The 6,584-nt window shown below is 39.7% G+C and carries 2 protein-coding genes; one reads left to right on the top strand and one right to left on the bottom strand.

What is annotated here, in order from left to right; translation table 11 throughout:
* Positions 1 to 543 precede the first annotated feature (543 nt).
* Entirely contained in the window at positions 544 to 2,667 is a 2,124-nt protein-coding gene (locus B4A24_RS21505) for an ATP-binding response regulator (protein ID WP_293947025.1), read from the bottom strand.
* A 610-nt stretch (positions 2,668 to 3,277) separates the two neighbouring features.
* Between B4A24_RS21505 and B4A24_RS21500 the strand changes: the two genes are divergently transcribed.
* On the top strand, positions 3,278 to 6,583 hold the full coding sequence (locus B4A24_RS21500) for a SusC/RagA family TonB-linked outer membrane protein (RefSeq protein WP_293947024.1): 3,306 nt from the start codon (positions 3,278 to 3,280) through the stop codon (positions 6,581 to 6,583).
* Position 6,584: the final 1 nt, after the last annotated feature.

Raw genomic sequence — 6,584 nt, 5'->3', positions numbered from 1 at the left:
CTTGCGTTTGGATACTTCTCAAAAAACAATGCAAACCGGCAGGCAGGCGTAGGATCATACCGAAAGTTTTGTGGAAATGTTTTTTAAGCATAGATTTTCATCACTCGATACAAGAAAAAAGTGCTATCTCTGGCACCTCGAAATACAGCTCTAACAGTCTTTGGTTTAGTATTGAAAGACACTGCGGAGAAATTAGCGCTTTTTGTTGTCGAAGGAATTCAATATTTTTTTAAAGTGGTTGTTTATTGTTCGATAAACAGTATAAAGTATCCGCATAGAAATTCGCCGGCCATCCCGAGGTTGAGGAAAATAAATAGCTCGAAGAAAATCACATCATAGCTATGTGTAAACGATTATCGTTGTTTATTCGTTCATGAGACAAGCTAATAAGAGATATTTATGATGTAAGTCAGAGAATCTTACCTTCAAAAATTACATATCAGTATGATTGGATTTCCAAAGGATTTGTACAATGGTATGCTTAAAAAAGGGGGGAATCGTGTCCCCTTACTATAGAGGACACCTTGATATAATCTTTGTTATTTAGAGTGTGGAAATAAGCTGCAAGAAATTTGAGAGATTAAACGGCTTGATCATAAGTCCATCGAAATGATGGAACTGTCCCTCAGGTTGCTGTGTGGTTACCTGTGATTCATCTGATGTCAATGCAATTACTTTGCTGTTTGATCCTTGAACAATATTGTTGTCTTTAACCAAATTCAGGATATCCCAACCACTGGGGCCTTTCATCCTGAGGTCGGTGATAACAATATCGCTCGCATGATTTTGTAGGTATTCCATTGCGTGCTGCGAATCCTGAAAGATCTGTACATTTTTGAAATGTTGCAAAGCTTGCTTAACAAATAGGTTGTTGATCGCATTATCATCAATAACAACAATATGTAGGTTTTCTGATAGATTGTGCGCTGTGCTAACCTCCTTCACGTTTTTCCTTTCATCAGTTATGGGCACGATTAATGTAAAGGTTGACCCTTTGCCTTGTTTACTTTCAACGCTTAAGGTTCCATTGAGTTGCTCTGCCATAAGCTTGGAAATATGTAATCCCAGTCCAAAGCTATTTTTGGACTTGATGTCAGTCATGTAGTATTGCTCAAAGATATGTTCTTGATCTTTGGCCGAAATCCCCCTGCCTGTATCTGTAACCTCTATCTGCAAGGTTTTCTTCGTCTCACGATTGATAAATGCTTTTATCTCGATCTTTCCTTCTTCGGTATATTTAATGGCATTGCTTAGGAGATTCGATACAATCTGGCGTAAACGATATGAACCGCTTCTAATTAAGATACTCTGCTCAATGGCAATCTGGCTGATTAACTGGAGGCCTTTTTTATCCGCCTGTGCCTTTTGCATTTTTATTAAATTGCTAAGCAGATTGGCCGGTGAAAAATATTCTTCCTTAATTTCCAGCATGCCTGACTCTAATTTACCAAGATTAAGGATATCTTCAACAGTATCGTTAATGACCTGGATATCCTGCGTAATGGAATCCAATAAAGCTGGATTTATGCGATTGTTGGATGTATTATTTTTTAATAAATCAATTACACTGATCAGTGAATTGACAGGTGTACGTACGTCATGACTGACATTAGCTAATATGCTGGTTTTTTCCTTGGCGGTGTGCAACGCATAGTCTCTTGCAGCTGTGATTTTACGCTCATAAATGATCGTATTGTAATGATAAGACAAGATCAATGTCACCATAATGATCATTAAAATGATCGATGCAATAACCTGCTTGCCGAAAATAGCAGAGTTTTTCTTGTATAGGGTGAAATCTTGTATTTCTGCAGCTCGTAAAGATTCATCTTCTTGTGTTTTTATTTTAAGAAGTGCAGTACTGATCGTATTGAAAAGCGCATAATTTGATTGCAGCAATTGTCTTTCCTTTGCCTGAAGTTCGACAAAAGAACGACGGATTTTGCTAAAATCTTGTTTATAGAAGGATTCATTTTGTTCAATCAAGGTCTGAATCTGGTTATGAATTGCTTTGATTTGATTGACGTTAAACTGTTGTTGCAATTTATCCGATACCAAGGTGTCGTTTTTTGCTCTGAATATGCGAGTAAAGAGTTTTTCTTTTTTCCTGACGATTGTATCTTTTTTGCTGACAGTTAAGGCGGTATCTCTTAATATTTTACTGACAACAGAATCGGCATCTATTTGCTTTCTTGTGGGGGTTATGGTACGACTGGTTTTGGTCAAAAGAGAAAGAGAATCTTTTGCCAAGAAAATCATATTATCAACAGTTTTCTTAATACGTACGAATTCATCAGAGAGATGGATATTCTGCTCTAATGGGGTATTGGACGAAAGGGAAATTCCCTTTTTAGAAGAAAGGGTGGAGAGCGAATCAATGTAAAAACGTAGGCTATCTAGATTTTTTGTATAGTTTGCTAAGTTTTCAGCACTAAAATCTACTGTATAGGAGCGAAAGGCATTACCAGCGGCATTATAGGAGGCAAAGAGGTCATAAAATAAACTAGTCAACTGATTTTTTGAACTATAAGCTTTATTTAGACGAGCTTCCGTTTTTTGATACTCAATATATTGGTAGGTAAATATCGAACCGATATATACTAATGAAAGAATCAGGAATGCAATTAAAATTGTCCTGAAAATAAATATTTTTCTATTATTTTTCACGTTTCTATTCTTTCAAAAAATAAATTGATGACCGCCTCTTTATTTAATATGGAACTCAAATTTAATACTTAAAAATGAAAGCAGTGGTGTAGACTTGTCGATTAATGGCTACATTTTAAAAAACTGGCTCAATCGGTTTATTTAATGAGATGCTTCGTCACTGCAAATTTGTGGTATATGCTAACCTAATGGTGTCAGATAATTGTGTTTCAATTTCAATGAAAAAAAGCAAAATTTAGGTAGCGAGAAGACCTTCAATCTCAGTAATGTTATCACTCTTTAGCTTCTCAGGTCAACTATACGATCAATATCTCGATAAAAAAGCAGCTGCCTTTGAAGTGTTTTTTTTTGCCCGGAATGATTCTTTGCCTTTGTGAAAAATATGTTCATTCATAGAGAAACTAGTGGTCTGTATGAATTTTTATAAAAACAGGTAGTGAATTATTTTAGTAATTTCCTTGTAAAACATAAAAAACAGTTTGAATTTTAGATTCTTTTATTTAATTTCCTGTAAGAATCAATTATCTTTTATTATTTTTTTATAAAAGATAGACACCAATGAACCTTTAGTAATTGTTTGTAAACTATTATCTAAACCTCCATCTTAATTATGAAAAAGAATTATCTTTTTTACAGCAAAGCTAGACCATTAAGCCTTCTAGGTCTTAGTCTTTTATGCTCGTCTCCGAATTTATTTGCGAGCAATTTGAAATCGAAACAGAGCTACTTTCATGTCGAACAAGAGCAAATTTCGGGTAATGTACAGAATGAAAAAGGGGAGCCGCTTGCAGGAGCGACCATCACGGTGAAGGGCAGTTCGGTGCAAGCTTCGACTGACGCTAACGGTAGCTTTTCCATTCGTGCCAAACGGGGCGATTTTTTGGTGATCAACTATCAGGGCTACACTAGGCAGGAAGTCGCTGTAGGTAGCGGAGCCGTTAACGTCACGATGATGAGTAATTCCGAAGCATTGGAAGAAGTGGTTATCGTGGGATACGGTAAACAAAAAAAAGGAAATCTAACGGGTGCAGTAGCAGCTGTCAATTCTGAACAATTGAAAAACATCTCGCCATCCAATCTTTCCAATACATTGGCAGGACGGGCTGCTGGGGTAAATGTGACCAATACCTCAGGAATGGCTGGAGCTTCCTCTTCGCTACGTATCCGTGGAGCTGCTGTCGAACCTTTGTATGTGATCGATGGAGTGGTGCGCGATAAAGCTGCTTTCGATGCCCTGGAGGCCAACGAAGTCGACCAGATGAGTTTCTTGAAGGATGCTGGAACTGCCGCTGTCTATGGGACACGAGCAGGTAACGGTGTGGTTCTCGTGACGACAAAAAAAGGAACTTCTCAGGCGCCTGTATTTAATGTGCAGAGCAATTATTCCTTCAGTTCACCAACGCAGACTTTATTGGCCAACCTGACAACGGCTACGGATGAGCTGACCTATCAGAATAGGGTTTCCCAATTCCGTTGGGAACAGGGAAAAAAAACAGAACCTTGGGTAGCGCCTAATGGGCAACGTGAATTTGATTATTTTAAAGATAAGAATTACAATGCCAACGATGTCATTTGGCGAAATCCTTTCAGCCATCGTCAATCTATCGCGGTGAACGGTGGGGGGGACAAGATTACTTACTATGCATTACTAAGCTATAGGAAGGAAAATGGATCTTACAAATCACTGGACCACGAAAAGTTCAATCTACGTAGCAATATTTCGGCGAAAATCAGTGATGCATTTAGCATGGATTTTAATATCTCGGCCAACCAGACAAACTCCAACAGGTTCTTTTGGCCCTTTAGTACTTCATCTAGTGATGACGATTTTGATGTTTCGGATTTTTACAGGGTTACCTTCAACTGGCCTAAAATGTATCCATTTTATCTGACGGCAGATGGTGCGCCAAGCAATACACCAACGGCTTATCCGGTACAGACACCAATGGGAAGCTGGCAGGCCTGGAATGTAATTGACCAGGTGATCGGCGACCGGTATATTGATCGTAAGGTGCGTCAGGTAAATCCGATTATGACACTGAATTTGAAATTGGATAAACTGGTGGAAGGACTTTCTACAAAATTGGTAGGGAGTTACGTGGCAGAAGATTATATGCGTAAGCGCTATATGAGTTTTCAAAAGAATTATACATTCACCTCACTGAATCCAGATGGAAACCGTTTTATACCTGCGCCACCTTCGGAAGATAGGACGAACGTATTTACTTTCAGCCAGGCACAACCTTTTATGGACTACAATCCACAGCGGAAATGGCAATACCAGGTGGATTGGTTTTTAAACTATAACCGCAAGTTTGGTAAACATACCGTGGATGGCTTGGTCGTTTATGAACAGTTTAAATCAGGAAATACCAACATTACATCGCGCGCTGAAAATCCAATTATTCCGTTGGACCAGATGTATATCTATCCAACTGACCGAAGCATGCGATCGACTGATGCTTTTGAATTGATGGATGCACGACGTGGAGTAATCGGTCGGGCGAACTATAACTATGCGGATAAGTATATTGCGGAATTCTCTTTTCGTTATGATGGCTCGCCTTTATTTCCAAATGATAAGCGTTGGGGATTTTTTCCGTCTATGTCCCTCGGCTGGCGTATCTCGGATGAAAATTTCTTTTCTTCCATCAAGAATACGGTCAGCGACCTAAAGTTGAGAGCATCGTACGGAAGCTCGGGTAACTTTGTGGATGTGGAAGGCTATTCGATATTGCCTTATTCCTACATGGAAAAATATAGTTCGATAATCACTTCACGGACAGGAACAAGAACTCCAGTCCCCGGATATATTTTTGGTGATAGTTATTATACCGGAATAACCTATCTGGATAATCCGACCACAAATCTCACCTGGACAAAATCAAAAAGTTATAACGTTGGTATCGACTTTGGTTTTGTGCAGAATAAACTAACGGGTAGTTTGGATGGCTTTATCCGGAAGGAAACGGATATCCTTGGAACAAGAGGGATAAAGGTCCCGGATAACTATGGCCGTGCGCTGGCACCGGAGAACTATGCGGCTCGAAGCTTTCGAGGGGGAGAGGTCTCTTTCAACTGGAGCGACCGGATCGGGGAGGTCTCTTATGGTCTGAACGCAAATATGGGCTATGCGAAAGATCGTTGGGATATTTTTGATGAAGAGCCCTCTTATGCTGTTGGCGGAAGGGAAAACTTTCGCTCTAAGGTAGGAAGGCCTGAAAATCGTATTATTGGTTTAGAAGCTTCGGGGTTGGTTCGTACGCAAGCCGAAGCGGATGCCTTGAAAGAAAAAGGATTTAAGACCTATGGACGCGATCCTTATCCAGGGATGATTCTCTATAAAGATATTCGTGGACAGAATTATTCGGATCAGCCTGATGGCATTATTGATGACAATGATATGCAGTTGCTTTCGGAGAATAATACGCCTCGCATTAACTATGGATTTGGGTTTAATGCCAGTTGGAAAGGTTTCTATGTGTCGGCCTTATTTCAGGGAGTATTGGCATATGATCGCGTCATTAGCAATCAGGAAGGGGCAGGCATGCGCCAACATGGGGATACTTTTAGGCCTTATTATCCAATCTGGACTTCAGATGTCTGGACACCTGAAAACACGGATGCCAAATACCCACGTCCTGTGGGTTATAACTGGCAGGAATCAGGTGCAGCCTCCTCAACATTCTGGATCCGGAACGGGGCTTATATGCGACTGCGGGATTTAAATATTTCCTACACGCTGCCACAGGCAATGATGGAGAAAATCAAGATGAAGAGTGTCAACATATTTCTAAATGGTACCAACCTATTTGTTTTTTCACCTATGAAGGAATTCCACGATCCGGAGCAGAAAATGTACGATTCCTACCCTGTGATGAAAACGTTTACCTTGGGCCTAGATGTTAAATTTTAAT

This window comes from Sphingobacterium sp. UBA7249 (genome assembly GCF_002472835.1).
GTDB classification, from domain to species: Bacteria; Bacteroidota; Bacteroidia; order Sphingobacteriales; family Sphingobacteriaceae; genus Sphingobacterium; species Sphingobacterium prati.
This window is presented reverse-complemented; position numbering and strand designations above follow the sequence as displayed.

Coding starts and splice junctions, on each gene's coding strand:
- B4A24_RS21500 (WP_293947024.1), top strand. CDS start 3,278: ATGAAAAAGAATTATCTTTTTTACAGCAAAGCTAGACCATTAAGCCTT.